Origin of the sequence: Actinosynnema sp. NPDC059335 (assembly GCF_042752395.1) — a bacterium.
Lineage (GTDB): Bacteria > Actinomycetota > Actinomycetes > Mycobacteriales > Pseudonocardiaceae > Actinosynnema.
Genome location: NZ_JBHYXZ010000004.1, coordinates 83,188 through 108,453 on the forward strand (window position 1 = coordinate 83,188; position 25,266 = coordinate 108,453).

19 protein-coding genes are annotated in these 25,266 nt (G+C 73.2%); 6 read left to right on the forward strand and 13 right to left on the reverse strand.

All coding sequences use genetic code 11. The annotated features are described in order from the left end of the window. Positions 1-129: 129 nt before the first annotated feature. From ACFXGA_RS02215 to ACFXGA_RS02225, 3 genes are read right to left on the reverse strand one after another with little or no spacing between them, the layout of a single operon-like run. Complete coding sequence (locus ACFXGA_RS02215; protein ID WP_378083523.1) at positions 130-897, reverse strand: ESX secretion-associated protein EspG; 768 nt, start codon at positions 895-897, stop codon at positions 130-132. Continuing rightward, positions 894-2,552, reverse strand: a complete 1,659-nt coding sequence (locus ACFXGA_RS02220; protein ID WP_378083524.1) for a PPE domain-containing protein — start codon at positions 2,550-2,552, stop codon at positions 894-896. The genes ACFXGA_RS02215 and ACFXGA_RS02220 overlap by 4 nt, the downstream gene beginning before the upstream one ends. 14 nt (positions 2,553-2,566) lie before the next feature. Further along, positions 2,567-2,983 carry a hypothetical protein gene (locus ACFXGA_RS02225; protein WP_378083526.1) on the reverse strand — a complete coding sequence of 139 codons (417 nt, stop codon included), beginning with the start codon at positions 2,981-2,983 and terminating at the stop codon, positions 2,567-2,569. A 156-nt stretch (positions 2,984-3,139) separates the two neighbouring features. Here ACFXGA_RS02225 and ACFXGA_RS02230 point away from each other — a divergent pair, with 156 nt between their 5' ends. After that, complete coding sequence (locus tag ACFXGA_RS02230; RefSeq protein ID WP_378083528.1) at positions 3,140-5,863, forward strand: BTAD domain-containing putative transcriptional regulator; 2,724 nt, start codon at positions 3,140-3,142, stop codon at positions 5,861-5,863. Positions 5,864-5,984: 121 nt separating this feature from the next. On the opposite strand, the gene ACFXGA_RS02235 is transcribed toward ACFXGA_RS02230, so the two are convergent. Beyond that, on the reverse strand, positions 5,985-7,640 hold the full coding sequence (locus ACFXGA_RS02235) for an FAD-binding dehydrogenase (RefSeq protein WP_378083530.1): 1,656 nt from the start codon (positions 7,638-7,640) through the stop codon (positions 5,985-5,987). A 73-nt stretch (positions 7,641-7,713) separates the two neighbouring features. Here ACFXGA_RS02235 and ACFXGA_RS02240 point away from each other — a divergent pair, with 73 nt between their 5' ends. Next, positions 7,714-8,187: a cupin domain-containing protein gene (locus ACFXGA_RS02240; protein WP_378083532.1), complete on the forward strand. Its 474-nt coding sequence runs from the start codon at positions 7,714-7,716 to the stop codon at positions 8,185-8,187. Positions 8,188-8,469: 282 nt separating this feature from the next. Here ACFXGA_RS02240 and ACFXGA_RS02245 read toward each other — a convergent pair whose 3' ends face one another. Beyond that, the gene (locus tag ACFXGA_RS02245; protein WP_378083535.1) at positions 8,470-9,300 is read right to left on the reverse strand and encodes a hypothetical protein; all 831 of its coding nucleotides are present in this window, start codon (positions 9,298-9,300) and stop codon (positions 8,470-8,472) included. A gap of 256 nt (positions 9,301-9,556) precedes the next feature. Between ACFXGA_RS02245 and ACFXGA_RS02250 the strand changes: the two genes are divergently transcribed. Further along, positions 9,557-12,799, forward strand: coding sequence for a S8 family serine peptidase (locus ACFXGA_RS02250; RefSeq protein ID WP_378083538.1), 3,243 nt, complete (start codon positions 9,557-9,559; stop codon positions 12,797-12,799). Between the two features lie 62 nt (positions 12,800-12,861). Here ACFXGA_RS02250 and ACFXGA_RS02255 read toward each other — a convergent pair whose 3' ends face one another. Next, positions 12,862-13,278, reverse strand: coding sequence for a hypothetical protein (locus ACFXGA_RS02255; RefSeq protein ID WP_378083540.1), 417 nt, complete (start codon positions 13,276-13,278; stop codon positions 12,862-12,864). A 44-nt stretch (positions 13,279-13,322) separates the two neighbouring features. Further along, entirely contained in the window at positions 13,323-14,468 is a 1,146-nt protein-coding gene (locus ACFXGA_RS02260; protein WP_378083542.1) for a mechanosensitive ion channel family protein, read from the reverse strand. 183 nt (positions 14,469-14,651) lie between these two features. On the opposite strand from ACFXGA_RS02260, the gene ACFXGA_RS02265 reads away from it, so the two are divergent. Continuing rightward, positions 14,652-15,494 carry an alpha/beta fold hydrolase gene (locus ACFXGA_RS02265; RefSeq protein WP_378083544.1) on the forward strand — a complete coding sequence of 281 codons (843 nt, stop codon included), beginning with the start codon at positions 14,652-14,654 and terminating at the stop codon, positions 15,492-15,494. On the opposite strand, the gene ACFXGA_RS02270 is transcribed toward ACFXGA_RS02265, so the two are convergent. The 3 genes from ACFXGA_RS02270 to ACFXGA_RS02280 form a co-directional block, all read right to left on the reverse strand. Then, positions 15,469-16,800: a DUF4153 domain-containing protein gene (locus ACFXGA_RS02270; RefSeq protein WP_378083546.1), complete on the reverse strand. Its 1,332-nt coding sequence runs from the start codon at positions 16,798-16,800 to the stop codon at positions 15,469-15,471. The genes ACFXGA_RS02265 and ACFXGA_RS02270 overlap by 26 nt on opposite strands. Positions 16,801-17,086: 286 nt before the next feature. Beyond that, positions 17,087-18,073, reverse strand: coding sequence for an ATP-binding protein (locus tag ACFXGA_RS02275; RefSeq protein ID WP_378083597.1), 987 nt, complete (start codon positions 18,071-18,073; stop codon positions 17,087-17,089). A gap of 20 nt (positions 18,074-18,093) precedes the next feature. Continuing rightward, the gene (locus ACFXGA_RS02280; protein ID WP_378083548.1) at positions 18,094-18,768 is read right to left on the reverse strand and encodes a response regulator transcription factor; all 675 of its coding nucleotides are present in this window, start codon (positions 18,766-18,768) and stop codon (positions 18,094-18,096) included. Positions 18,769-19,036: 268 nt separating this feature from the next. Between ACFXGA_RS02280 and ACFXGA_RS02285 the strand changes: the two genes are divergently transcribed. Continuing rightward, the gene (locus ACFXGA_RS02285) at positions 19,037-21,202 is read left to right on the forward strand and encodes an ATP-dependent RecD-like DNA helicase (protein WP_378083551.1); all 2,166 of its coding nucleotides are present in this window, start codon (positions 19,037-19,039) and stop codon (positions 21,200-21,202) included. Positions 21,203-21,348: 146 nt separating this feature from the next. Here ACFXGA_RS02285 and ACFXGA_RS02290 read toward each other — a convergent pair whose 3' ends face one another. Next, on the reverse strand, positions 21,349-22,161 hold the full coding sequence (locus ACFXGA_RS02290; protein WP_378083553.1) for a MerR family transcriptional regulator: 813 nt from the start codon (positions 22,159-22,161) through the stop codon (positions 21,349-21,351). Between the two features lie 139 nt (positions 22,162-22,300). Continuing rightward, a complete protein-coding gene (locus ACFXGA_RS02295; RefSeq protein ID WP_378083555.1) occupies positions 22,301-22,543 on the reverse strand; it encodes a DUF2630 family protein in 243 nt (80 codons plus the stop codon). A gap of 153 nt (positions 22,544-22,696) precedes the next feature. Between ACFXGA_RS02295 and ACFXGA_RS02300 the strand changes: the two genes are divergently transcribed. Beyond that, positions 22,697-24,466 carry a M14 family zinc carboxypeptidase gene (locus ACFXGA_RS02300; RefSeq protein ID WP_378083558.1) on the forward strand — a complete coding sequence of 590 codons (1,770 nt, stop codon included), beginning with the start codon at positions 22,697-22,699 and terminating at the stop codon, positions 24,464-24,466. 32 nt (positions 24,467-24,498) lie between these two features. Here the strand turns inward: ACFXGA_RS02300 and ACFXGA_RS02305 are convergent, their stop codons facing one another. Further along, positions 24,499-25,101, reverse strand: coding sequence for a hypothetical protein (locus ACFXGA_RS02305; RefSeq protein ID WP_378083560.1), 603 nt, complete (start codon positions 25,099-25,101; stop codon positions 24,499-24,501). Positions 25,102-25,266: the final 165 nt, after the last annotated feature.

Consider the following 25,266-nt stretch of genomic DNA (forward strand, 5'->3'; position numbering starts at 1 on the left):
GTGGCCCGGTCGCGTGTTTGTGGGGTGGCTTGCGCGTGAGTTCTCCCCCCGCGCCGAATGCTCGTTCCCGGGGGGGGGTGGGGGGGGGGGCGGGGGGGGGGGGGGGGCCCCCCCCCCCCCCGCGGTGGGTCAGGCGACGGTGGACAGGACCGAGGCGATGCGGGTGGCGATGCGGTCGTTGTCGGTCGGGGCCAGGCTGAGCCAGCCGTCCTCGTGGACCATGAGGTAGCGGCCCTGGTGGGTGTCGAACCAGGTGATCAGCGTGCCGGCCCGCGAGCGCCGGTAGCCGCCGCCCACGGTGACGCCGAACTGGCCGCCCGCGACCCGGCTCGTGGCCAGCTCGCTGACCACGGTCGCGTCCTCCCGCGACAGGCCGGCCTTCTGCAGCGCCTCCCGCTCGTCCAGCTCAGCGCTGCCCCACGGGTCGTCGTCCTCGTCGTCCTGCTGCTGCTCGTTCTGCATCGCCACGGCTGCGTTCAGCGTCTCCAGCCGCAGCGACAACGCGCTGCCCGGCCCGGCGGACCCGTCCGGCAGCACCTCCACGATCGACCGGGCCAGCGACGTCGGCCGGATCTCCAGCACCCCGACCGAGCCGCTGTCGATCACCGCCATCGCGCCCCGCCCGCCGTCGGACACGGCGACCGCGCGCACCGACCGGTCCACGTGGGCGACCGCGTCCACGGCCACCTCGTGCTCGGCGAGCAGCCGCAGCAGCTCCACCAGCCGGGGCGAGGGCTCGCCGTAGGCGGCGAGCACCTCCTCCCGCAACCGCTTGCGCTCCTCCTCGGTGGCGCCCAGGCTCGGCACGTCCAGCGGGTACGGCAGCCGGCCGAGGTCGAGGTGGTGCCACAGCACGTCCAGCTCGCGCGGCGTGAGCACGAACTCCGGCTCGATCACGGCTGGTCGCCCTTCTTCCGCGGCTTCGCGCCACCGATCACCGAGGGCGGCAGGTTCTCGCCGGGCACCTCGAAGATGTCCTCGCCGCGGATGTACGCGGCGGACCGGTGCTCCTTGTCCTCGCCCTGCTGACCGCCGGCCGGGGCGCCGCCCATCGGCGCGCCGCCCGCCATCGGGGACGCCGCCGCGCCCGCGCCGCCGGGGCCGAAGCCGCCGACGGGCATCGCGCCGCGCGGGCCGGGACCGCCGACCGCGCCGGTCGAACCGCCCGCGGCCAGCGAGCCGCCGGGGCCGCCCGCGCCACCCGAGCCGGTCGGGCCAAAGCCACCGCCGCCACCGCCGCCGAACGCGCCCGGGGGCATGCCGCCGGGCATCCGCGCGCCGCCCGCGCCGCCACCGCCGCCGCCACCGCCGGTACCACCGACGCCGGCCGCTCCCGGCGTGCCGGGCAACGGGGGCGTGCCGGGGCTGCCCGCCGGGATGTAGGCCGGCGGCTTCACGCCGGGCGGCAGCGTGCCGCCACCCGGCCGGGGCACGGTGTTCGGGTTCGCCGGCTGGTACGGCGGCACGTAGCCGGTGCCCGTCGGCGGCTGGTAGCCCCCGGCGGGCGGCGGCGTGTACGTCGAGCCGTAGTTGGGCGTCGGCGGCGTGTACGGGTTCGCCACCGGCACCTGCGCCGCCGCGGCAGCGGCCGTCGTGCCCTCGGGCCGGTACACCGGCTGCGGGACCGGCGACCCGCCGGCGTACCCGCCACCGCCACCGGAGTACCCGCCACCGGAGTAGCCACCCGGCTGGTACGACGCCGCCGCGGGCGCGTACCCGGACGGCTGGGTGGTCGGCTGGGCCGGCTGGTACGCCGGCGCCTGCTCCACGGGCCGCAGCGCCTGCGCCTGCTGGGCGGGCTGCGCCGCCGTGTACGCCGACGGCGCCGTGCCACCGCCGCCCGCGCCGCCCGCCGCGTCCACGTTCGCGCTCGCGAGCGTGGCCACCGAGGCCCGGGAGAGCGCGAGCACCGGCTCCTCGGTGCGCCCGGTGACCGGGTTGAACGGCGCGGTGAAGCGCGGCGTGGTCTGGTCGACCGCCTGCGACTCCCGCTCCATGGTCGTCATGACGGTCACGGCGTGCTCGTGCAGCGCCCGCGCGTGGTCGTTGGCCGCCTGCACGTCGGCGGCGGAGCTCGCCAGGCCCTGGATGCCGCCCGCGGTGAACACGCCGGTGGCCTGGTCCCAGTTGAACTCGACCGGCTCGGGCATGCTGGCCCGCGCGTTCTCCATGATCTGGCTCTCGTCCTGGACCCGCTTGCCCACCTCGACCGCGGTCTCGGCGGTGTGCGTCACCCAGTCGGCCAGGCCCTTGATCGCGAGCCGCGCCGCGTCCGCCGCGTCGCCGGTCCAACCGGACTCGCTGAGCGCCACCCGCTCGTTGATCAGCCGGGCGGCCTCGGTCAGCTCGGCGCCGAACTGGCCCCACTCCGCGCCGATCTCGCCGGTCTGGCCCGGGTCGTTGTTGTGGTGCACCGCCTCGTACAGCTCGCGGTGCGACCGGGACGCCCAGTTCTGGGTCTCGGTCAGCACCGGGTCCGGCTCCTGGTCCTCGCGGAACAGCCGCTTCGCCGCGGGCTCCTGCCCGCCCTGCGCCACCTGCTCGGTCGCCATCGTCGCCAGTCCCCTCAGTTCCCGGTCAGCCTGGTCAGGGCGACGCCGCTCTCCTCGTCGACCGCGGTGAAGTTGCGGATCGCGCTCTGCACGGAGTCGTGCGTCTGCTGGAGCACCTCGCGGTACGCGGTCATCACGGCCACGAACGACCGCGGGTCGCCGTCCGCGCGGGCCTCGAACTTCTGGGCCAGCCGGTCGCCGACGGGGTTGCGGCCGATCGGCGCGGGGCGGGCGAGCCGGCCCGCGCGCTCCAGCCACGAGTCGACCTGGTCCATCTGCTCCAGGAGCATCCTGCGCAGTTCCTCGCCGGTGGCGGGATCGAGCGACACCCGGCCGGAGTTCACGGTCTCCTGGAGCGCCACGACCTGTCCGTTGACGGTCGGGACCTCACGGGGCGGGGCCACTTCATCCCCGTTCTCGGCGATGTACATCGGTATCCCTCGCGAAGGCAGCCTGCTGGACGGAACCGACCATCCCGCGACCCCCCAACGCCGGGCCAACGCGCGCCCAACGCGGCCCGTCGGGGTGCGGTGACGACTGTGGGAAACTCATCGACCACACGGTGACAACGCCGAAAGGGCTTGCGGATGCGGGTGAACCTGCTTGGGCCCGTTGAGCTGGTTTCCGCAGGTGGGGAAGCCGTTCGGTTGGGCGCGGCCAAGCGGCGGACGGTGCTCGCGGCACTCGCGCTCGAACTCAACCGCGTGGTGTCCGGCGACCGGTTGCTCGACCTCGTGTGGGACGGCTCACCGCCGCCGCAGGCCAAAGCCGCCCTCCAGGGGCACATCGCCCAGCTCCGCAAGGTCCTCGCCGACGGTGTCGCGCTCGTCACCCGGTCGCCCGGCTACGTGCTGACCGGCGAACGCGCGGACGTCGACGTGTTCCGGTTCGAGGACCTGCTGGCGACGGCCCGCGACGCGCCGGACGAGGACGCGGTGCGGCTGCTGCGCGACGCGTTGGCGCTGTGGCGCGGCCCGGTGCTGGCGGACGTGCCGGGCGACCACCTGCGCGAGGCGGTGTCGGCGCGGCTGGAGGAGCTGCGGCTGGTGGCCGTGCAGGAGCTGGCGACCCGGCTGACGCGGCTGGACCGGGCGGCCGAGGCGGTGTCCGGGCTGCGTGACGCGGTGGAGGCCAACCCGCTGCGCGAGGCGCTGGTGGCGCGCCTGGTGCTGGCGCTGCACTGGAGCGGCCGGCAGGCCGAGGCGTTGGCGGTGTACCACCGGACGCGGGAGCGGCTGGCCGACGAGCTGGGCGTCGACCCGGGGCCGGAGCTGCGCGAGGCGTACCAGACCGTGCTGGCGGGCGACACCGCGCCGACGCCCGCGGTGGACCGCGCGCCCGCCCAGTTGCCGCGCGAGCACCGCGGGTTCGTGGGGCGCGAGGAGGAGCTGTCCGACCTCGGCGCGGCCCTGATCGGCCAGGACTCGGCGATCGGGCTGCTGGTCGGCCCGGCCGGGGTGGGCAAGACGGCGTTGGCGCTGCGGTGGGCGCACGGGGTGGCGGCCGACTTCCCGGACGGCCAGCTGTTCGTGAACCTGCGCGGGTTCGACGAGACCGAGCCGCTCGACCCGCGGACGGCGTTGATCGGGTTCCTGCGGGCGTTCGGGCTGACCGACTCGCAGATCGCGGTGGACCTGGAGGGCCAGGCCGCGCAGTACCGGTCGCTGCTGGCCGGGCGGCGGGTGCTGGTCTTCCTGGACAACGCCCGGTCGGCCGAGCAGGTCCGGCCGCTGCTGCCGGGCTCGCCGCGGTGCCTCGTGCTGGTGACGAGCAGGCACCGGTTGGACGACCTGGTGGTGACGGAGGGCGCGTCGTCGCTGCACGTGCCGACGTTGCCGGAGTCGAGCGCCGAGGACCTGCTGACCGCGCTGCTGGGCCGCCAGCGGATCGAGCAGGAGCCGGAGGCGGTCGCGGAGCTGGTGGAGCTGTGCGACCGGCTGCCGCTCGCGCTGCGGATCGCGGGCGCGCGGCTCGCGTCCCGGCCGCGGTGGACGATCCAGTCGCTGGTGGACGAGCTGCGCGACGAGCAGGGGCGGCTGGCGGCGTTGTCGCTGCCGGAGGCGGGGCGCGGGGTGCACGCGGCGCTGGCCGTGAGCTACCGGGAGCTGCCCGAGGGCGCGGCGCGGCTGTTCCGGCGGCTCGGCCTGCACCCCGGCACGGACCTGGACAGCTACGCGGCGGCGGCGCTGCTGGACATCAACGTGGTCAGCGCCCGCACCCACCTGCGGACCCTGGCGTACGCGAACCTGCTGCACGAGTCGACGCCGGACCGGTACTCGCGGCACGACCTCGTGCGGCTGTTCACCCACCACCTGGCGGCCACGGAGTCCGATGTGGACAACCAGGTGGCGGCGAACCGGCTGCTGGACTACTACCTGCACGTGGCGGACCGGGCGCGGGCGCACCTGTCCGACCACGTCCGGCCGTTCGGGCCGATCGAGCACCGGCCGGCGTCGTTCCCGGAGCTGGCGTCGCACGCGGCGGCGCTGGACTGGTTCACGCTGGAGGAGGCGAACCTCGGGCTGGCGCTGGACATCGCGGTGAACAGCGGGCAGCGGGAGCGGACGTGGCAGCTCGCGCTGTGCCTGGACGCGTTCCACTTCCGCCGGGGCAACCGGCTGGACCGGCTGGCGCTGTGCCGGATCGGGTTGGCCGCGACGCGCTCGCTCGGCGACCGGCACGCGCAGGCGACGTTCCTGCTGCGGTTGGGTTCGACCCTGGCCGACCTGGGGCGGATCGACGAGGCGATCAAGGCGTGCACGCGGGCGGCGGCGTTGTCGGACGGCGACCGGCACCTGGAGCTGGCGGCGCTGGCGAACCTCGGGTACTGCCTGATGGCCGACGACCAGCTGGACCGGGCGCAGGAGACGATCCTGGAGGCGCTGGAGGTGGCGCGGGAGGTCGGGGACAACCGGTCGCAGGCGAGCATCCAGAACAACCTGGCCAACGTGCTGCTGCGCAAGCACCGGCCGGAGGAGGCGTTGCGGCACGCGACGGAGGCGCTGGGCCTGTTCCCGTCCGCGCCGTCGAAGGCGCACACGGCGACGTTGCACACCGTGGGCGCGGCGTCCCAGCAGCTGGGCCGTGCCGACGAGGCGCTGGAGTCGTACCGGGCGGGGCTCGCGCTGGCGGCGCGCCTGGGCGACCGCTACCAGGAGGCGTTGTGCCACCGGGCGATCGGGGACGTGCTGGAGCAGTCCGAGGGCCCGGCCGCCGCCCGCCCGCACTGGCTGGCCGCGCTCCAGCTCTACCGCGACCTGCGCCTGGCCGACGCCGACGACCTGGCCCGCAAACTGGGCCTGGCCTCCTGACCGCACAACTCACGCGTTCCGAACGTAGGACACGCGCGTTCCGAACGTAGGACACGCGCGTGTGTCCTACGTTCAGGTCAGGTGTGTCCTACGTTCGGGTACCCCGAGTTCAACGTTCAGGTCAGGCGGTGGCGTGGGCGGCGGCGCGGCCGGCGACGCGGCCGGAGAACAGGCAGCCGCCCAGGAACGTGCCCTCCAGGGCGCGGTAGCCGTGGACGCCGCCGCCGCCGAACCCCGCCGCCTCACCCGCCGCGTACACGCCCGCCAACGGCGTGCCGTCGGACTGCAGCACGCGCGCGGACAGGTCGGTGTGCAGGCCGCCCAACGTCTTGCGGGTCAGCACGGACAGCCGCACGGCGATCAGCGGACCGGCCTTGGGGTCCAGCAGCGCGTGCGGCTCGACCACGCGGATCAGCTTGTCGGTGACGAACCTGCGCGCCTCGCGCATGGCGTTGACCTGCATGTCCTTGCCGAGCCCGGACAGCACCTGCCGGTCGCGGTGCACGATGGTCCGCCGCAGCGCCGCCGCGTCGATCAACGACGTGCCGGTCAGCTGGTTCATGCCCGCGGCCAGCTCCTCGGGCGTGCGGCCGAAGATGAACTCCTCGGACCGCTTGGCGAACTCCTCCACGGGCGCGACCGCCCCGGGCAGCGCCCGCTTGAGCACCGCCTTCACGTCCTTGCCGGTCAGGTCGGGGTTCTGCTCCGACCCGGACAGCGCGAACTCCTTGCCGATGATCCGCGAGTTCAGCACGAACCACGAGTAGCCGTACCCGGTCTTCACGATGTGCTCCAGCGCCCCGAGCGCGTCGAACCCCGGGAACAGCGGGATCGGCAGCCGCGCGCCGGTGGCGTCCAGCCACAGCGACGACGGGCCGGGCAGGATGCGGATGCCGTGCCTGCTCCACACCGGGGCGTAGTTGGCGATGCCCTCGGGGTAGTGCCACATGCGGTCCTCGTTGATGATCTCGCCGCCGGCGCCCTGCACGACCCTGAGCATCTCGCCGTCCACGTGGTCGGGCACGCCCGACAGCATGTGCTCGGGCGGCGTGCCCAGCCGGGCGGGCCAGTTGCGGCGCACCATGTCGTGGTTCGCGCCGATGCCGCCGGACGTGACGACCACGGCCTGCGCGCGCAGCTCGAAGTCGCCGGACGCGGTCCGCGAGCTGGGCTCGCCCCGACCGGCCGTGCTGGGCTCCAGCACCTCGCCGCGCACGCCGTCCACCACGCCTCCGGTCGTGGTCAGCCCGGTGACGCGGTGCCGGAACCGCAGCTGCACGAGCCCGCGCGCCACGCCCTCGCGCACCCGCCGCTCGAACGGCGCCACGATGCCGGGCCCGGTGCCCCAGGTCACGTGGAACCGCGGCACGGAGTTGCCGTGGCCGTCGGCCAGGTACCCGCCGCGCTCGGCCCACTGCACGAGCGGGAACCAGCGCACGCCCATCGCGTGCAGCCACGGCCGCTTCTCGCCCGCCGCGAAGTCCACGTACGCCTCGGCCCACCGGCGCGGCCAGTGGTCGGCGTCCCGGTCGAACGCCGCCGAGCCCAGCCAGTCCTGCAGGGCCAGCTCCGCCGAGTCCTTGACCTTCAGCCGCCGCTGCTCCGGGCTGTCGACCAGGAACAACCCGCCGAACGACCAGAACGCCTGACCGCCGAGCGACGCCTCCGGCTCCTGGTCGAGCAGGATGACCCTGCGCCCGGCGTCGACCAGTTCGGCGGTGGCGACGAGGCCCGCCAGGCCCGCGCCGACGACGATGACATCCGCGTCCTCTGCCATCGGGCGAGTCTAGATCGAACTCCGGCGGCGGACGAGAGTTGAAGAAGATTCACTTTTAGGGAGTTGGTGCACGGTGTCGTACACAGGGGACGTCGGCGAGATCAGCGCGGTGTGGCGGCCGGTGGCCGAGGTGCCGACCATCGACCGGCCGGTGACCCGGGCCAGGCTGGTCGGGACCGCCGACGTCACGCGCGGGCAGTTCGGCCTGTTCGAGTGGCGGATGGCCCCGCGCGCCGGCGGTCCGGCCGCGCACTTCCACAAGACGTTCTCGGAGTCGTTCTACGTGATCTCCGGAACGGTCCGGCTGTTCAACGGCGAGACGTGGGTCGACGCCACCGCGGGCGATTTTCTCTACGTCCCCGAGGGCGGCGTGCACGCTTTCCGCAACGACGCCGACGAGCACGCGTCGATGTTGATCCTCTTCGCGCCCGCGCCGCCGCGCGAGGAGTACTTCCGGGAACTGGCCGAGATCGGCGAATCGGGCCGGCAGCTCAGCCCGGAGGAGTGGACCGAGCTGTACGCGCGGCACGACCAGTACATGGTGTGAGGGTGAGCGGAAGTATGACCGCCGGCCGTTCGGTGGGGGTAGCCGCTCGGCCGGCGGCGGTCGGGCAGGCGTGGGCGCACCTGCAACGTCTCGGGGAGAGGTGCCGCGCGGGCCTGGGGGGAGGTGCCCTGCGGGCCTGACGTCCGGTGCGGCGTCCACGTGCCGACCAGTAGTAGAACGGGTGGTTACCGGTGGGTGTTCCCCCGGAGGCCCCGGGGTGTCGGGCGTCACGCTGGGTATTCGCCGGCCCTGTTCGGATGTGTCGCGGGTCACGGACGACGGTCAGGCGTCCCCGCGCAACTCGGTCATCTTCGCCTCGGCGCCCGCCAGCTTCCCCCGCGCGTCGTCGGCCCGGCGCTTCGCGCGCTCCAGCCTGGTCGCCGCCTCGTGCTCGGCCTGCTGCGCCCGGCGCAGCTCGGCCCGCAGGGTCGCGGTGTGCTCCTCGCGCTCGGTCAGGGTCTGCTCGGCCTCCGCGACGGCGGCGTCCGCCTTCCGCACGTCGGCCCGAGCGGTGTCGATGTCCTCGCGCGCCCGCGCGAGCTGACGCTCCCGCCGCTGCTCACGGCGCGGCGCGAGGTCGTCCCGCACCGGGGTCGCGGTCTCGCTCAACGGGCCGAAGCCGGACTGCTCGACCGGCTTCACCAGCCGCCCGGCCTTGATCCGGGCGGCCAGCACGGCGTCGGGCAGCGCCGCGGTCAACGTCGTGCGCACCTGCTGCACGGCGTCCGGCCCGAGGGGGTGGCCGCGGTCCGTCGCCAGCAGCTCGACCTTCCGCACGAGCGCGCTCAGCACGGCCCGCCGCCGCGCGCCCAGCTGCCTCAGCGCGCCCCCGCGCAGCTTCTCCTGGGCGGCGCGCAGCTCGTCACCGAGAGCGAGCGCTTCGGCCAGGTCGGACCCGCCGTAGCGGCCCAGCAGGTTCAGCGCCCAGGCGGACAGGGTCGGCTTGCGCAGGGCCGAGACCTGCTTGGCCAGCTCCTTGTCGCCGCGCTCGGCGGCCTCCCGCGCGCGGGCGTCCCTGGCCGCGACGAAACGAGCCGGCGGCACGGTGTACAGCTCGTCGGCTATGCGGTCGATCGGTTCGGCGTCCACGATGCACACCAGTGTGCTCGCCATCGCGTTGAAGTGCGATTTGTTACCGAATCCGGGCTCTGCCGGGTGATTCACCGTTGACAGTGTTTGACATTCCGGCCGGTCGGCTCTTGACTGGAGTGGTCGCACCCGTTCCGGTGTTCTGCGGCACTTCCCGCGCGTTCGCGCAATAGGCCGAACAGTCCAAATTGGACTCTTCTATTGGTCTGTTCGTCCGATTGTTCGCCGGGTGCCTGGCAGATGTGCTTGCGCCAATCTTTCCCCACGAAGGGTTTGCGCCGTGATCAACTCAGCAAGCCGGTGGAGACACCGCACCAGTGCGGCCTTGCTGGCCGCCGTGCTGGGCACCACCGGGTTCGGCCTCGCCGCCGGGACGGCCGTCGCGCAGGAGGTGCCGACCGCGCCCGCGCCCGCCGACAAGCTCGACAAGCAGGACCGGGAACGCCTCGCCGAGGCCGAGCGCGCCGGTCAGCCCACCGTCACGCTCCTCGTCGCCGCCGAGGAGGGCAAGCTCGACTCCGCCGCCAACGACCTCAAGGCCCTCGGCGGCGTGGTGGAGTCCACCGAGCGCGACGTCGACTACCTCAAGGTCTCCGTGCCGCGCGAGAAGGCCGAGAAGGCCGCCGCGCTCGCCTCGGTGAACGCGGTGGACGTGGACGGCCTCGTCGTCCTGGACAACCCGCGGCCCGACGGCGCGTCGTCCCCGCTGCCGCAGCCCGCGCCGGGTCCGAAGACGCCCAAGAAGAACCCGTACATGCCGACGCAGGACACCAAGGCGGCGCAGTTCACCGACGAGCACCCCAAGTGGGACGGCCGCGGCACGACGATCGCCATCATGGACTCCGGCATCGACCTGGACCACCCCGCGCTGGCGACCACGTCGACCGGTGAGCGCAAGATCGTGGACTGGTACAACGCCAACGCCACCAACTCCGGCGACGGCACCTGGCTGCAGGTCTCGGGCCGCTACAACGGCACGTTCACCGCGGGCGGCGCGACCTACAAGGCGCCGGCCACCGGCGGCCCGTTCAGCTTCGGCCTGTTCCGCGAGACCGCGGGCGACCTGGGCCTGGCCAACAGCGAGACCGGCGGCGACATCAACCGCGACGGCGACCGCACGGACGCGTTCGGCGTGCTCCAGGACATCACCACCAAGGAAGTCCGGGTCGACACCGACGGCGACGGCGACTTCACCGACCAGACCCCGATGATCGACTACAAGTACAAGAAGGACGTCGGCCACTTCGGCGCGGACAACCCGGCCACGCCGGTGCTGGACACCGTGGCGTTCGTGGTGCAGACCGACAAGTCGATCTACGACGCGGCCGGCGTCGCGTGGGTCAACATCGGCATCTCCGCCGCCGCGCACGGCTCGCACGTCGCGGGCATCACCGCCGCGAACAAGATGTTCGGCGGCAAGATGTCCGGCGCCGCGCCCGGCGCGAAGCTGATGGCCGTCAAGGTCTGCCTGTCCACCCCGTCGTGCACCAACAGCGGCCTGATCGACGGCCTGCTGTACGCGGCGCGCAACGGCGCGGACGTCGTCAACATCTCCATCGGCGGCCTGCCGGCCCTCAACGACGGCAACAACGCGCGTGCGGAGCTCTACAACCGCACCATCGCCGAGTACAACGTGCAGGTGTTCATCTCCGCGGGCAACAGCGGCGCGGGCGCGAACACCGTCGGCGACCCGTCGGTGGCCACGGACGCGATCAGCGTCGGCTCCTACATCACCGCCGACACCTGGCTGTCCAACTACGGCTCGAAGACGCAGCAGCGCGAGAGCCTGCACGGCTTCTCCTCGCGCGGCCCGCGCGAGGACGGCGGGTTCAAGCCGCAGATCGTCGCGCCCGGCTCGGCGATCTCCACCACGCCGCAGTGGCAGGCGCCCGGCCCGGTGGCCGGCACCTACGACCTGCCCGCCGGCTACGCCATGTTCAACGGCACGTCGATGGCCGCCCCGCAGGCGACCGGCGCGGCCGCGCTGCTGGTCAGCGCCTACAAGGCCGAGCACAACGGCGAGCGTCCGCCGGTCGCGGCGCTGCGCAACGCGATCCAGTCCGGCGCCAAGTGGGTGTCCACCCTCCAGGCGTACGAGCAGGGCGCGGGCCTGTTCGACACCAAGCGCGCGTGGGAGCAGCTCAACGCCCACCCGGAGACGCAGGCGGTCACCACGTCGGTGACCGTGAACACCGCGCTGTCCGGCCTGCTGGCGACCCCGAACACGGGCGTCGGCATCCACGACCGCGAGGGCGTCGTCGTGGGCAAGGAGTACACCCGCACCTACACCCTGACCCGCACCACAGGTCCGAACCGCAACCAGCAGTTCCTGGTGGACTGGCAGGGCAACGACGGCACGTTCTCGTCGAAGTCCCTGGTCAGCCTGCCGCTGAACACGCCGGTGCAGTTCGACGTCAAGGTCAAGCCGACCAAGGCGGGCGCGCACTCGGCCGTGCTCAAGCTCGACAACCCCGGCACCCGCGGCATCGACGTGTTCACCCTGAACACCGTGTTCGCGGCGGACGAGTTCACCGCGGCGGGCAAGTACGCGGTGACCAAGTCCGGCACGATCGCCCGCAACCAGTCGAAGAGCTTCTTCGTGAAGGTGCCCGCGGGCACCAGCGCGCTGAAGGTCGACATGGCGGCCGGCGGCGCCGAGCCGGGCAAGGGCCAGGTCCGGTTCCTGCGCTACGACCCGTACGGCGTGCCGTTCGACACCACCACGTCCACCAACTGCTACAACCCCGACGCGGGCGCGGGCTGCGCCGGTGGCTCGCCCACCAGCCGCACGGTCAGCAACCCGGTGCCGGGCGTGTGGGAGATCGTGGTCGAGGCGCGGCGCACGTCCGACGCCGACACCGCGCCGTACTCGGTGACCGCGTCCGTCCTGGGCACCGCGATCAGCCCGAACCCGGACACGATCGCCTCGGCCGTGATCGGCACGCCGATCGCCCGCGAGTACACCGTGACGAACTCGCTGGGCGCGTTCAACGGCAGGGTCGTCGGCGGTGCGCTGGCCAGCGCCCGGATCGCGCGCCCGTCCATCGCCGACGCGACGGTGCAGGCGTACGACCTGGTCGTGGCGCCGGGCTCCACGTCGCTGCGCGCGACGATCGGCAAGACCAGCGACGTGTCGGCCGACCTCGACCTGTTCGTCTACAACTGCACCAGCGGCACCTGCGTGCTCGCCGGCCAGTCGGCGGACGGCGACTCGGAGGAGTCGGTGACGATCCCGAACCCGGCCGCGGGCGCGTGGCGGGTGCAGGTGGACGGCTACGAGGTGCCCGCGGGCACCACGGAGTACGACTACATCGACGTGTTCGCCGCGCCGGGCCTCGGCTCGGTCGCCGTGACCGACGCGAACGCCGACCGCACCGCCGGCGCGACCTGGACCGTCCCCGGCACGGTGACCGCCGCGGGCCAGGCCGGCGCGGGCCGGGTGCTGCGCGGTGAGCTGACCGTGCAGACCGCGGACGGCGCGGTCGTCGGCCGCGGCGCGGTGATCGTGCAGAACGTGGCCTGACGCCACCGGGCAGACCTCGGGGCCACTCCCGCCGCACGCGGGGGTGGCCCCGAGCCTTGTCGCTAGGGGGTGGGGTCCGCGTTGGACAGGGGTTCGTCCACGTCGACGCGGCTGACGCCCTCGACGGCGACGACCCGCTCGGCCAGCTCGACCGGGACGGTCACCCGGACGTAGCCGATCGTCGCGTCGGACGCCTCCACCGCCGCGCCCGCCCGCCGCAGCCGCTCGACCACCTGCCCGGTCGCGCCCGGCTCGGCGGAGACGGTGAGCCCGACGGACCGCTGCCCGTCCCGCGCCGCCTCGGCCAGCAGTTCCCTGGCCCGGGGGCTGAGCTGGACCGGCACCGTGACCTCCGTGACCTCCGTGACCACCGACGGCACCGTGGCGGTGAGCGGCCCGCCCGAGGCGGTGTCCGGCGGCCGGGCGGCGCAGCCCGCCAGCACGAGCCCCGCCAGCACACCCACGACGACCCCGCGCATGCGTCCTCCCGTGCCGAATCCTGCCACCAGGACGGAACGGCGGCTCAACGCGGTTGCACGGGCTGCTCCGGGCCGCTGAACGCCTGCACCCGCTCCTGGCCGTCCGCGCTGTCGCCGAACACCCGGTTGTCCGACGACCCGTTCGCCGCTGGCGCCGGGGCCTGGCCGTTGCCGCGGGGCAGGTCGCGCACCCGCACCTGCGGCAGCGCGCCGGGGTGCCGCGACCGCAGCCAGCCGACCAGGTGCTCGCGCGCCACGCACCGCAGGTCCCACAGCCGCCCCGCGTCCGAGGCGCTGACCAGCGCGCGGACCCGCACGAACGAGCCCACCGCGTCGGTCACCTGCACCACGCACACCCGGCCGTCCCACAGGTCGCTGCGCTCCAGCGCGTGCCGCAGCTCCTGCCGCAGGTCCTCCACCGGCACGGTCCAGTCGACGTCCAGCTCGACCGTGCCCAGCAGCGCCGACTGGGTCCGGGTCCAGTTCTCGAATGGCGTCTTGAGGAAGTAGGAGGTGGGCAGGATCAGCCGCCGGTCGTCCCACAGGTGCACGACCACGTAGGTGAGGGTGATGTCCTCGATGCGGCCCCACTGCTTCTCCACGACCACCACGTCGTCCAGCCGCAACGCGTCGCTGAACGCGATCTGCACGCCCGCGAACACGTTGCCCAGCAGGGACTGCGCCGCCAGGGCGGCGATCGCGCCGATCACACCGGCGGAGGCCAGGATCGAGGTGCCGGCCGCGCGGGCGCCCGGGAACGTCATCAGCACCGCTGCGGCGGCGAGCACGCTGACCACCACCACGGTGACCCGGCGGACCAGCGTGATCTGCGTGTGCACGCGGCGGGCGTGCCGGTTGTCCGACACGTCGACCCGGATGCGCGCGAGCGTCGCGTCCTCGATCACCACGAGCAGCGCGGCCAGCAGCCAGGCGCCGGCGAGGATCAGCGCTATCCCGGTGACGTGCAGCGCGACCGGCCGCCAGTCGCCGTGCGCGACCACGCCGAGGGAGAACTGCACGGCCACCAGCACGGCCACCGCCAGCGCGGGCCGGTGCGCGTGCCGGGCCAGCCCGGCGAACAGGTCGGAGCGCCGCCCGATGCGGCGCACCACCCGGTGCACGAGCGTGACGGCCACCAGGGCGACCAGCAGCGAGCCGGCGAACGTGATCACGGCGGTGAACACGGGCATGAACCTCCTCCGCACGGGTACTTCCTCGTGGGCCGTACCCACGGACCGGGCGGTTCAGCCCTTCCGCGCCCCCGTGCGGCCGGATTGCGAGATTCCCCACGGGCGGTCGGCCGGTCCGGGCCCGCGGTGGGGTAGCGTTCATCAAGTTACCCAGGAGTAGCACCCGGCGTCCCGGAGGCAGCGGTGTTCGTGGAGTCCGAGGGCGTGCGGCTGGCCGTGTTCGAGCAGGGCGACCGGTCCGCGCCGACCGTCGTGCTGGTGCACGGCTACCCGGACACGCACCACGTGTGGGACGCCGTCGTGCCGTTGCTGGCCGAGGAGTTCCACGTCGTCACCTACGACGTGCGCGGGGCCGGCGCGTCCTCCGCGCCGCGCGGGCTGGCCGCCTACCGGCTGCCGGTGCTGGCGCGGGACCTGTTCGCGGTGATCGCGGCCGTCAGCCCGGACGCGCCCGCGCACGTGGTCGCGCACGACTGGGGCTCCATCCAGGCGTGGGAGGCGGTCACCACGCCGGGCGCGCCGATCGCGTCGTACACCTCGATCTCCGGGCCGTGCCTGGACCACATCGGCCACTGGACGCGCCGCGCGCCCACCGCGCAACGCCTCCGGCAGTTGCTGCACTCGTGGTACATCGTCGCGTTCCACGTGCCGGTCGTCGCGCCCCTGGTGTGGCGGCACGTCGTCGGACCGCGCTGGCGGTCGGTCGTGCGCCGGGCCGAGGGCTTCACGCCGCCCGCCTCGCCGACCGTCGTGCGCGACGGCGTGCACGGGATGGCGTTGTACCGCGCGAACTTCATCCCCCGGTTGCGCTCGCCGCGGGAGCGGCGGACCGACGTGCCGGTGCAGCTGGTGCGGCCGGCGCGGGACCGGTACGTGACCGACGGCGTGCTGGAGGGCGTGGAGCGGTGGGCGTCCGACGTGCGGCGGCGCGTGCTCGACGCCGGGCACTGGGCGCAGCTCACGCACCCGCGCGAGGTGGCGCTCCTCGTCGCCGACCACGTCACCGCGCACAGTCGCCGCGGGTGACCCCGGCGAGCACGTCCCCGGCCCGGTGGCGGCCGAGGTTGAACGACGTCCAGTCGTCCGGGCCGACGCGGCGGAACTCCAGCGCGCACGCGCGCAGGCCGGGCGGGAGCGTGGCGAGGGCGGGCACCGCGTCGTCGGACAACCCGGCCAGGTACCAGATGTCGATCTTGCCCGTGGCCTCGTAGCGCTCGATGTTGCGCTCCGCGATGAGCCGGTCCGGGTTCAGCGCGGCGAGCCCGACGAGCGCGGCGAACCCGGTGCCGACGACGGCGCGGGCCAACCACCGCGCCCGCAACCGCACGCCCGCCGCCAGGACCAGCACGTAGACCACGCCCAGCCACAGCTCGCAGGCCGTGACCACGACGCGCAGCACGGTGAAGCCGTACGCCTGCTGGTACAGCCACATGCGCGTGATGGCGGACGCGACGATCACCAGGGTGAGCGCGCAGAGCGCGCCGAGCAGGCCGCGCAGCCAGCGGCGGTCGGTGGGGGAGTCGAGGCGGGCGAGGCGCGCGACGACCGCGATCACGCCGAGGGTCAGCACGGTGACGGCGAGGAGCTGCCAGAACCCGCTGCGCGCGTAGTCGGCGTAGGTGAGGTCGGGGGTGGTGAGGACGTGCTCGTCGCCCGCGAACAGCGTGGTGACCTGGACGGCCACGAACGCGGCGAAGAGCACCACCAGCGCGCCCACCGGCAGCACCCAGTCGCGCCGGGCGACCGTGCGGGGCAGGTCGCCGGTCTCGTCCACCCGGCGCGGTGCGGCGAGCAGGAAGGCCGCGCCGATCGTGCCCAGGCCCACGACCAGGAACAGGGTGATGGGGCCGCCGGCCGCTTCGTCGGGCGTGATGTGGCCGAGGAGGCCCGCGAACGCGGCGTCCGCGCCGGCGAGCAGGGGCACGAACACCACCAGCAGGGCGGCGGTCACCAGGACGGGCCGGACGAGCGCCGGCGTGCCGCTGTCCTTCACGCCCCGCGCCACCCACGGCACGGCCCGGACCGCCGCGAACGGCACCGCTCCCGCGCCGAACACCAGGCCGCGCGCGGTCCGCCCCCCGGCGACCGCGAGCGAGCCGGCGGCGCAGCCCGCGATGGCGCACAGCGCGAACAGCCACTCGGCGGCGACGAACGCGCCGACCGCGAACAGCGCGGTGGACAGCACCGCCCAGCCCGGCCTGACCCGGCGCAGGAGGGCGAAGACGACGACCGCGGTGAGCGACCAGCCGAGGCCCGGTTCGTCGAAGGGGAGGAGGATCGCGGCGGCGAGCCCGGCGGCCGCGCCCGTGAGGAGTGCGCGGTGGGGTGTCATGGTCGGTTCCGCGGTTTCCGGCGTTTCTGCGGTGGTCGTGGTCATCGGGACTCCGTGGGCATGCGTGATCGACCGCCGTGGGCACGGCGGCTGGTTGACAGGGGTTCGGTCGGGCGCTCCGGCCTGCTCCGACCGGGCCTCGGGTGGGCTCCGGTTCGGGCCTCGGGCACGACCGGGAAGGGCTCGAAACCCGGAATTGTCGGTGGTGTCTGGTTGAATTGAGTTCAGGGTTCCCCTGGGCGGGGACGCTTGCGGAGCAACGCCTTGGCGGTGCCCCGGCGTTGGTTCAGGCGGGCAGGGTGACCCGGATCCGGCAGCCCGGACCGTCCACCACGGCGATGGTGCCGCCGTGCAGGTCGACCACCCACCGGGCGATGTTCAGCCCCAGCCCGGTGCCCCCGCCGCCGGCCCGTTCACCCCGCGTGAACCGCTCGAAGACGCGCTCGCGGTCCTGCGGCGCGATGCCCGGCCCGTCGTCCGCCACCTCCAGCACCAGCTCCGCACCCACCACCGCCGACACCCGCACCTCGCCGCCCGCCGGACCGTGCCGGACCGCGTTGTCCAGCAGGTTCGCCACGACCTGCGCCAACCGGGCCTCGTCGGCGCGGACGGTCGCCGACGGCGGTGAGACGTCCACGGTGAACCGCACCCCCCGGGCGGCCACCGCGGCTTCCGCCACGACCTCCTCCAACAGCTCCGCGAGCGGGAACTCGGCCAGGTCCAGCCGGTGCGCCCCGGCGTCGATCCGCGACAGGTCCAGCAGCTCGGTCACGAGCCGGCCGAGCCGCTCGGTCTGCGCCAACGCCGTCCGCAGGGTCGCCGCGTCCGGCTGCGCGACCCCGTCCACGACGTTCTCCAGCACGTTCTGCAGCGCCGTGATCGGCGTCCGCAGCTCGTGCGACACGTTCGCGATCAACTCCCGCCGCTGCTGGTCCGCCGCGCCGAGGTCGGCCGCCATCTGGTTGAACGCCCCGGCCAGCTCGCCGACCTCGTCCCGCGCCGTCGCCCGCACCCGGCGGCTGTAGTCACCGGCCCGCATCGCCCGCACCGCCGCGGTCATCTCCCGCAACGGCCTGGTCATCCCGTGCGCCAGGACCTGCGACGTCACCAGCACGATCGCCACCGCGCCGAACGTCGTCCCGGGCGCGAGCCACCCGATCCGCCACCGGAAGAACGCGAACCCCGCCGACATCGCCGACACCAGCAGGATCCCGAGCTTCACCTTGATCGACCGCACGGGGTCCAGCGGGCGCGGCAGCAGTTCCACCGTCATCCGGACCGCCGACCGCAGGCTCACCGGGGCACCTCCAACGCGTAGCCGATGCCGTGCACGGTCCGGATCAGGTCCGTGCCCAGCTTGCGCCGCAACGCCTTGATGTGGCTGTCCACCGTCCGCGTCCCCGTCCCGTCGCCCCACCCCCACACCTCGCTCAGCAACCGCTCCCGCGACTGCACGGCCCGCGGCCGCTCGGCGAGGTGCACCAGCAGCTCGAACTCGGTCGGCGTCAGGTGCGCCTCCGCGCCGCCCCGCGTCACCCGCCGCTCGGCCAGGTCGATCTCCAGGTCCGCGACGGTGATCCGGGACGCCGCCGCCGACGCCGCCCGCTCCACCCGCCGCAGCAGGGCGTGCACCCTGGCGGCCAGCTCGCGGATCGAGAACGGCTTGGTCAGGTAGTCGTCCGCGCCGACCGCGAGACCCACCAGCAGGTCGGTCTCGTCACCCCGGGCGGTCAGCATGAGCACCGGCACGGGCCGGTCCGCCTGGATGCGCCGGCACACCTCCAGCCCGTCGAACCCGGGCAGCATCACGTCCAGCACGACCAGGTCGGGCCGCCCGTCACGGGCCCGCGCGACGGCGGACGGCCCGTCGTGCGCGAGGTCCACCTCGAACCCCTCCGCCCGCAGCCGGGCGGCCACGGAGTCGGCGATGGTCAGGTCGTCCTCGACCACCAGAACGCGGCGTGTCATGCGCTCGACCCTATGTCGGGGCCGTGGAGGCGGTCGGCGTGATTTGTGAACTTCCTGTGGAGGAGCGCCACCCTCGTCCCGAAGCCGAACGGGCGATCCTGGGAGCGCTCCCAGGCAACCTCTGCGTGGCTGGGGTCGCGAACGGGACCTCCGGCTTCGCGCAGGGCGTCCACGACCACGGCGTGGTCGTGGGCGGGTACGGGGGCGGCCGCTGCTGTGGCCGTGACCGGTGTGCCCCGGCGTCGGCGGCACGTCCTAGGGTGACCGCGTGGCTGACGCGGTCCTGGAAGCGGTGTTGGAGCGGATCACGTTCGCCAACGAGGAGACCGGCTACACGGTCGCCCGCGTCGACCCCGGCCGCGGCGGCGACCTGGTCACGGTGGTCGGCTCGCTGCTCGGGGCGCAGCCCGGCGAGTCGATCCGGATGCGCGGGCGCTGGGGCTCGCACCCCCAGTACGGCAAGCAGTTCCACGTGGACGACTACACGACCGTGCTGCCCGCCACCATCCAGGGCATCCGCCGCTACCTCGGCTCCGGCCTGATCAAGGGCATCGGGCCGGTGCTGGCGGACCGGATCGTCACGCACTTCGGCGTGGGCGCGCTGGACGTCATCGAGCACGAGCCGCACCGGCTGATCGAGGTGCCCAAGCTCGGCCCGAAGCGCACCAGGCTGATCGCCGCCGCGTGGGAGGAGCAGAAGGCCATCAAGGAGGTCATGGTCTTCCTCCAGGGCGTCGGCGTGTCCACGTCGTTGGCCGTGCGCATCTACAAGCAGTACGGGGACAAGGCCATCGAGGTCGTCCGCGAGGAGCCCTACCGGCTGGCCAACGACGTGTGGGGCATCGGCTTCCGCACCGCCGACGTGATCGCGAAGGCCGTCGGCATCCCGCACGACAGCCCGCAACGGGTCAAGGCCGGGCTCCAGTTCACCCTGTCCGAGGCCACCAACGACGGCAACTGCTACCTGCCCGAGAACGAGCTGATCGGTGACGCGATCAAGATCCTCCAGGTCGACGCGGGCCTGGTGATCGAGTGCCTGGCCGAGCTGGTGGCGGAGGAGGGCGTGGTGCGCGAGGTGATGCCGGACGGCGACCCCGCCGTCTACCTGCTCGCGTTCCACCGGGCGGAGATCTCGCTGGCGAACCAGCTGTTGCGGCTGCTCAGGACCGAGGAGGAGCGGATGCCCGCCTTCCGGCAAGTGGAGTGGGAACGGGCGTTCGCGTGGCTGGGCGCGTCGCTGGAGGAGAAGCAGCGCGACGCGGTCCGGCTCGCGCTGACCCGCAAGGTGGCGGTGCTGACCGGTGGTCCCGGCTGCGGCAAGAGCTTCACCGTGCGGTCGATCGTGAAGCTGGCGGCGGCCAAGGGCGCGAAGGTCGTGCTGGCCGCGCCCACCGGGCGGGCGGCCAAGCGGCTGACCGAGCTGACCGGGCACGAGGCCCGCACCGTGCACCGGCTGCTGGAGCTGAAGCCGGGCGGTGACGCCGCCTACGACCGCGACCGGCCGCTCGACGCCGACCTCGTCGTGGTGGACGAGGCGTCGATGCTGGATTTGTTGCTGGCCAACAAGCTCGTGAAGGCGGTCGCGCCCGGAGCGCACCTGCTGCTGGTCGGCGACGTGGACCAGCTGCCCTCCGTCGGCGCGGGCGAGGTGCTGCGCGACGTGCTGTCCGAGCGCAGCCCCATCCCGAACGTCCGGCTCACGCACATCTTCCGGCAGGCGCAGCAGTCCGGCGTGGTGACCAACGCCCACCGGATCAACAACGGCGACTACCCCGTCGTGCAGGGCCTGCCGGACTTCTTCCTGTTCCCGGTCGAGGAGGCCGAGGAGGCGGCGACGACGGTGGTCGACGTGGTCGCCAACCGCATCCCGCGCAAGTTCGGCCTCAAGCCGCGCACGGACGTGCAGGTGCTCGCGCCGATGCACCGGGGTCCGGCGGGCGCGGGCGGGCTCAACTCGTTGTTGCAGGAGGCTTTGACGCCGGCCAGGCCCGACCTGCCGGAGCGGCGCTTCGGCGGCCGGGTGTTCCGGGTCGGCGACAAGGTGACCCAGATGCGCAACAACTACGAGAAGAACGTCTTCAACGGCACGCTCGGCGTGGTCACGGCGATTGACGTCGTGGAGCAGAAGCTGACCGTTCGGACCGACGAGGAAGAGGACGTGGACTACGAGTTCGGCGAGCTGGACGAGCTGACCCACGCCTACGCCATGACGATTCACCGCTCACAGGGCAGTGAGTACCCGTGCGTCGTCATCCCAATCACGACGAGCGCGTGGATGATGTTGCAGCGCAACCTGCTCTACACGGCGGTGACGCGGGCGAAGAAGCTGGTCGTGCTCGTCGGCTCGCGCAAGGCGATCGGGCAGGCGGTCCGCACCGTGGGCGCGGGGCGTCGGCACACGGCGCTGGACCACCGGCTCGCTCAGCTCGTCTGACGAAGCCGAGCAGCTGACTCGATCGGATGACGACCATGCCGCCGACACCCACGGTCCGGCTCGAGTTCTTCTCGATCCGCATGCGCGAGGCACGGCTGAGGACGACGTCGAGCCGAAGGAAGTCGCCAGTCCTCGGTCGCGGCGCGTTAGCGCATCGGGAAGGCGACGTCGCAGACCTCGTCGTCCGGCCCCGCGGCGTCGAAGTCGGCGAAGTAGACCTCGCGGGGCGCGTCGTGGATCGCGAACCCGTTCTCCTTGATCCACATCGCGACGGCGTCGTAGGCGGACAGGATCTGCGGGAAGTCGACCTGCGCCTTGGTCAGGCGCACGTACGCCTCCCGGTGCGCGGGCTCGACCCGGGCCGCGACCCCGTCCGGCGGCGCGTCCACCGGGATCGGCACGCACGCCTCGACCGGCCCGTCGCTGTCCTCGTTGACCTCGCCGTGGTAGACGATGAACGGCGACGCCGCCACGCCGCCGTGCTCACCCGCGGCCTTCACGAGCCGGCCCATCGAGCCGTCGATCCAGTCCACCAGCGCGGGCTGCAACAGGTGCCGCTGCTCGGTCAGCACCACCTGCTCCGGCACGTCCCGCTGTTCGACCCGGTACATGTCCACCAGTCCCTTCCCTCCGGACAACACGACGCGGAGGTGGGCGGCCAGGCCGCGTTGCACGGCCATCCGGTGCTCGACCCCGGCCCAGTAGTCGCCGAGCAGGCCGGCCCGCGCGCCCTCGGGCGCGGCGACGATCCGGGCCACCTCGGCGAGCGGCATGTCCAGCCGGCGCAGCGACGCCACCAGGCGCGCGTCGGCCAGCTGCTCCTCCCGGTAACGCCGGTAGCCGTTGCCCGGGTCGACCTCGGCCGGCCGCAGCAGGCCCAGCCGCTCGTACAGCCGCAGCGCCTTCACCGACAGCCGCGACCGGCGGGCGAACTCGCCGGTGCCCAGTAGCCGTGCCACCCCCGCATCCTCCATGGCGACGAGCCTGCGGGCTGCCCCAGGGGACAGGTCAAGGAAGGCCGGGCTGAGGTTCCGATCGGGTGAAATCGGCGATCGGCACCCTTGTCCTGTCGGGTGACCGGTGACGAGGCGTGTCCGACTACTGCCGGTAGTTCTCCACCGTTCCGGGGTCACGCGGCTCGGCGGCGTCGGGGTCCATGCCGGCGGCCCGGCGGGCCCGGCGTTGCCGCAGGAGGTCCCAGGTCTGGTCGAGGGCGACTTCGAGGTCCCGCAGGCGTCGGGCGTCACCGTCGCTGAGGCCCTCGCCGATGCGTGATCCCTCCAACCGGTGTTCTTCCTCCACCAGGCGGGTGATGCGCTCGACTAGTTCTTCGTCCGTCACGACTCCTCCTCCATCCGGGCCAAGAGCCGGGGTACCTCACCCGAACCGACCAAAACCCCCGGTCATGACGCAGAGCAATGGCCGGATGGCGGGTGTGCAAGGAGCCGTTCCGTCCCCCATCCTCCGACTCACCCCTGCCTAGGAGGAACAACCGTGAAGTCGACCAGACGTTCACTGCTGGCGCTGGCCGTGGCCGGTGTCGCAGCGGCGGCGGTGGTCACCGGGGGCAGCCCCGGCGCCGCCGGTCCCGCGCCCGAGGTCGCCGTCGTGCAGGCCGGCCCCACCTACGTCTACAAGGTCCACGCGCCCCTCGGGGCCGCCGCCCAGAACCTGCTCGGGCGCGGCTTCGACGTGCTGGAGGACCGGGACGGCGACTACCTGTTCGTGCTCGGTGACGAGACCACCGGCCGGAGCCTGAAGGAGGCCGGCTTCACGGCCTTCGTCGACGAGGTGCTGCCCGCGCCGCAGTGGCAGCCGCCCGCGAAGAAGTCCCAGTCGCCCACGTTCGACGCGGCCGACGTCAACGAGACCTACTACGGCGGCTACCGCACGATCAACGCGCACTGGTCGCACCTCGATCTGGTCGCGCAGCAGTACCCGGGCCTGGCCACGCTGGTGGACTACGGCGACTCGTGGCGCAAGACCCAGGGCGCGGGCGGCTACGACCTGCGCGCCGTCTGCATCACCAAGAAGAACGCGGGCGACTGCGCGCTGAACCCGACCGCGCCGAAGCCCCGGTTCTTCGTGATGGGCCAGCTGCACGCCCGCGAGATCACCACCGGCGACGTGGCGTGGCGCTGGATCGACCACCTCACCGCCGGGTACGGGGTGGACGCGGAGGTCACCGCGCTGCTCGACACCACCGAGGTGTGGGTCGTGCCGATCGCCAACCCGGACGGCGTGAACATCGTGCAGCAGGGCGGCAACTCGCCGCGCTACCAGCGCAAGAACGCCAACAACACCAACGGGTCGAACTGCTCGGGCTCGTCGTCGTCGCAGATCGGCATCGACCTCAACCGCAACACCGACTCGCACTGGGGCGGCGCCGGCACGTCGACCAACCCGTGCGACCAGACCTACAAGGGCCCGTCGGCGAACTCCGAGGTGGAGACGCGGGCGTTGCAGGCGTTGTGGCGCAGCCTCTACCGCGACCGGCGCGGCACCGGCAACACCGACGCCGCGCCCGCCGACACCACCGGTGTCGTGATCTCCATGCACAGCTACTCGAACCTGGTGCTGTTCCCGTGGGGCTGGACGACGGCGTACAAGACGGGCAACGACGCGCCGATGCGCGCCATGGCCAAGGACATGGCGGCGCTGGCCGGCGGGTGGCAGTACGGGCAGCCGGGCGAGGTGCTCTACAACGCGGCCGGCGCGACCGACGACTGGGTGTACGACGACCTGGGCGTGGCGTCGTTCGTGTGGGAGATCGGGCCGTCGTCGGGCTCGTGCTCCGGGTTCTTCCCGGCGTACTCGTGCCAGACGTCCACGTTCTGGCCGAAGACGAAGTCGATGCTGATGTACGCGGCGAAGAAGGCGGCCAACCCGTACGGCGGCGGCGGCAACCCGCCGGTCGGCTGCGCACGGCAGACCAACGACACCGACGTCGCCATCCCGGACAACGGCGCGGCCGTCACCAGCGCCGTCACCATCGCCGGCTGCGAGGGGACCGCTTCGGCGTCGTCGCAGGTCGAGGTGCACATCGTGCACACCTACCGGGGTGACCTGGTGATCGACCTGGTCGCGCCGGACGGCTCGTCCTACCGGCTGAAGGCGTCGAACAACGACTCCGGCGACAACATCGACACCACGTACACGGCGGACCTCTCGTCCGAGGCCCGCAACGGCACGTGGCAGCTGAAGGTGCAGGACGTCTACTCCGCCGACACCGGGCGCCTCGACTCCTGGAGCCTGACCCTCTAACCCGCGTGTCCTACCTCCGGAACGCGCGTGTCCTACGTTCGCGCACCCCGAGTTGAGCGTTCAGGAGCAGGCCGAGCGCTTCGGCCTGCTCCTGGCCGCCAGGAACGCGTGCAGGTGCGCGGGCGGCGGCCCGTCGCACGCGTGGAGTGCGGGTAGCTGTGGAACGGCCGGCCGCCGTCGTCGATCGTGACGGTGCCCCGACGCCCGTCCGACGTCGTCCAGTCCAGCTCCAGCCGCCACTCGACCTCGACGTGCTCGGGGCGTCCGACCACCGTGAACCGCCGGGGTTCGGCGACCGTGACGGGGACGGGCAGTTCCGGGTCGCCCCGCCACGCGACCTCGGCCACCCGCGCCTCGCCGGGGACGAGGTCGACCGAGTAGTCCAGCGCCTCCGGCCACTCCACGGGCAGGGGCGGGTCCGCGTCCGGCACCCGGTAGGCCGGTCGCGGCTGCCGGCTGCCCACGGCGACCGCGCGCAGTTCGACCAGCGCCACCGGCCGCGCGTCGAGTCCCGCGACGGAGAACTCGACCAACCGTTCCGGGCTGGTCAACAGCGGCGGGTCGTCGTCCACCACGATCACGCCCACCGGTCCGGGCTCGACGTACCGCACCTCCACGACCACCGGCATCTCCACAACCGCGAGAGTCCTACGTCCAGCGCCCGTGTGTCCAACGCTCAGGTACCCCGAATTCAACACCCGGGACGCGGAATTGGGCACGGGGGGGTAGGCCGCACGGCGGCGGGGGGGGTGGGGGGGGGTGTATTATGTGCTGTGTCAGAGACGGGTTTAAATTGCCGG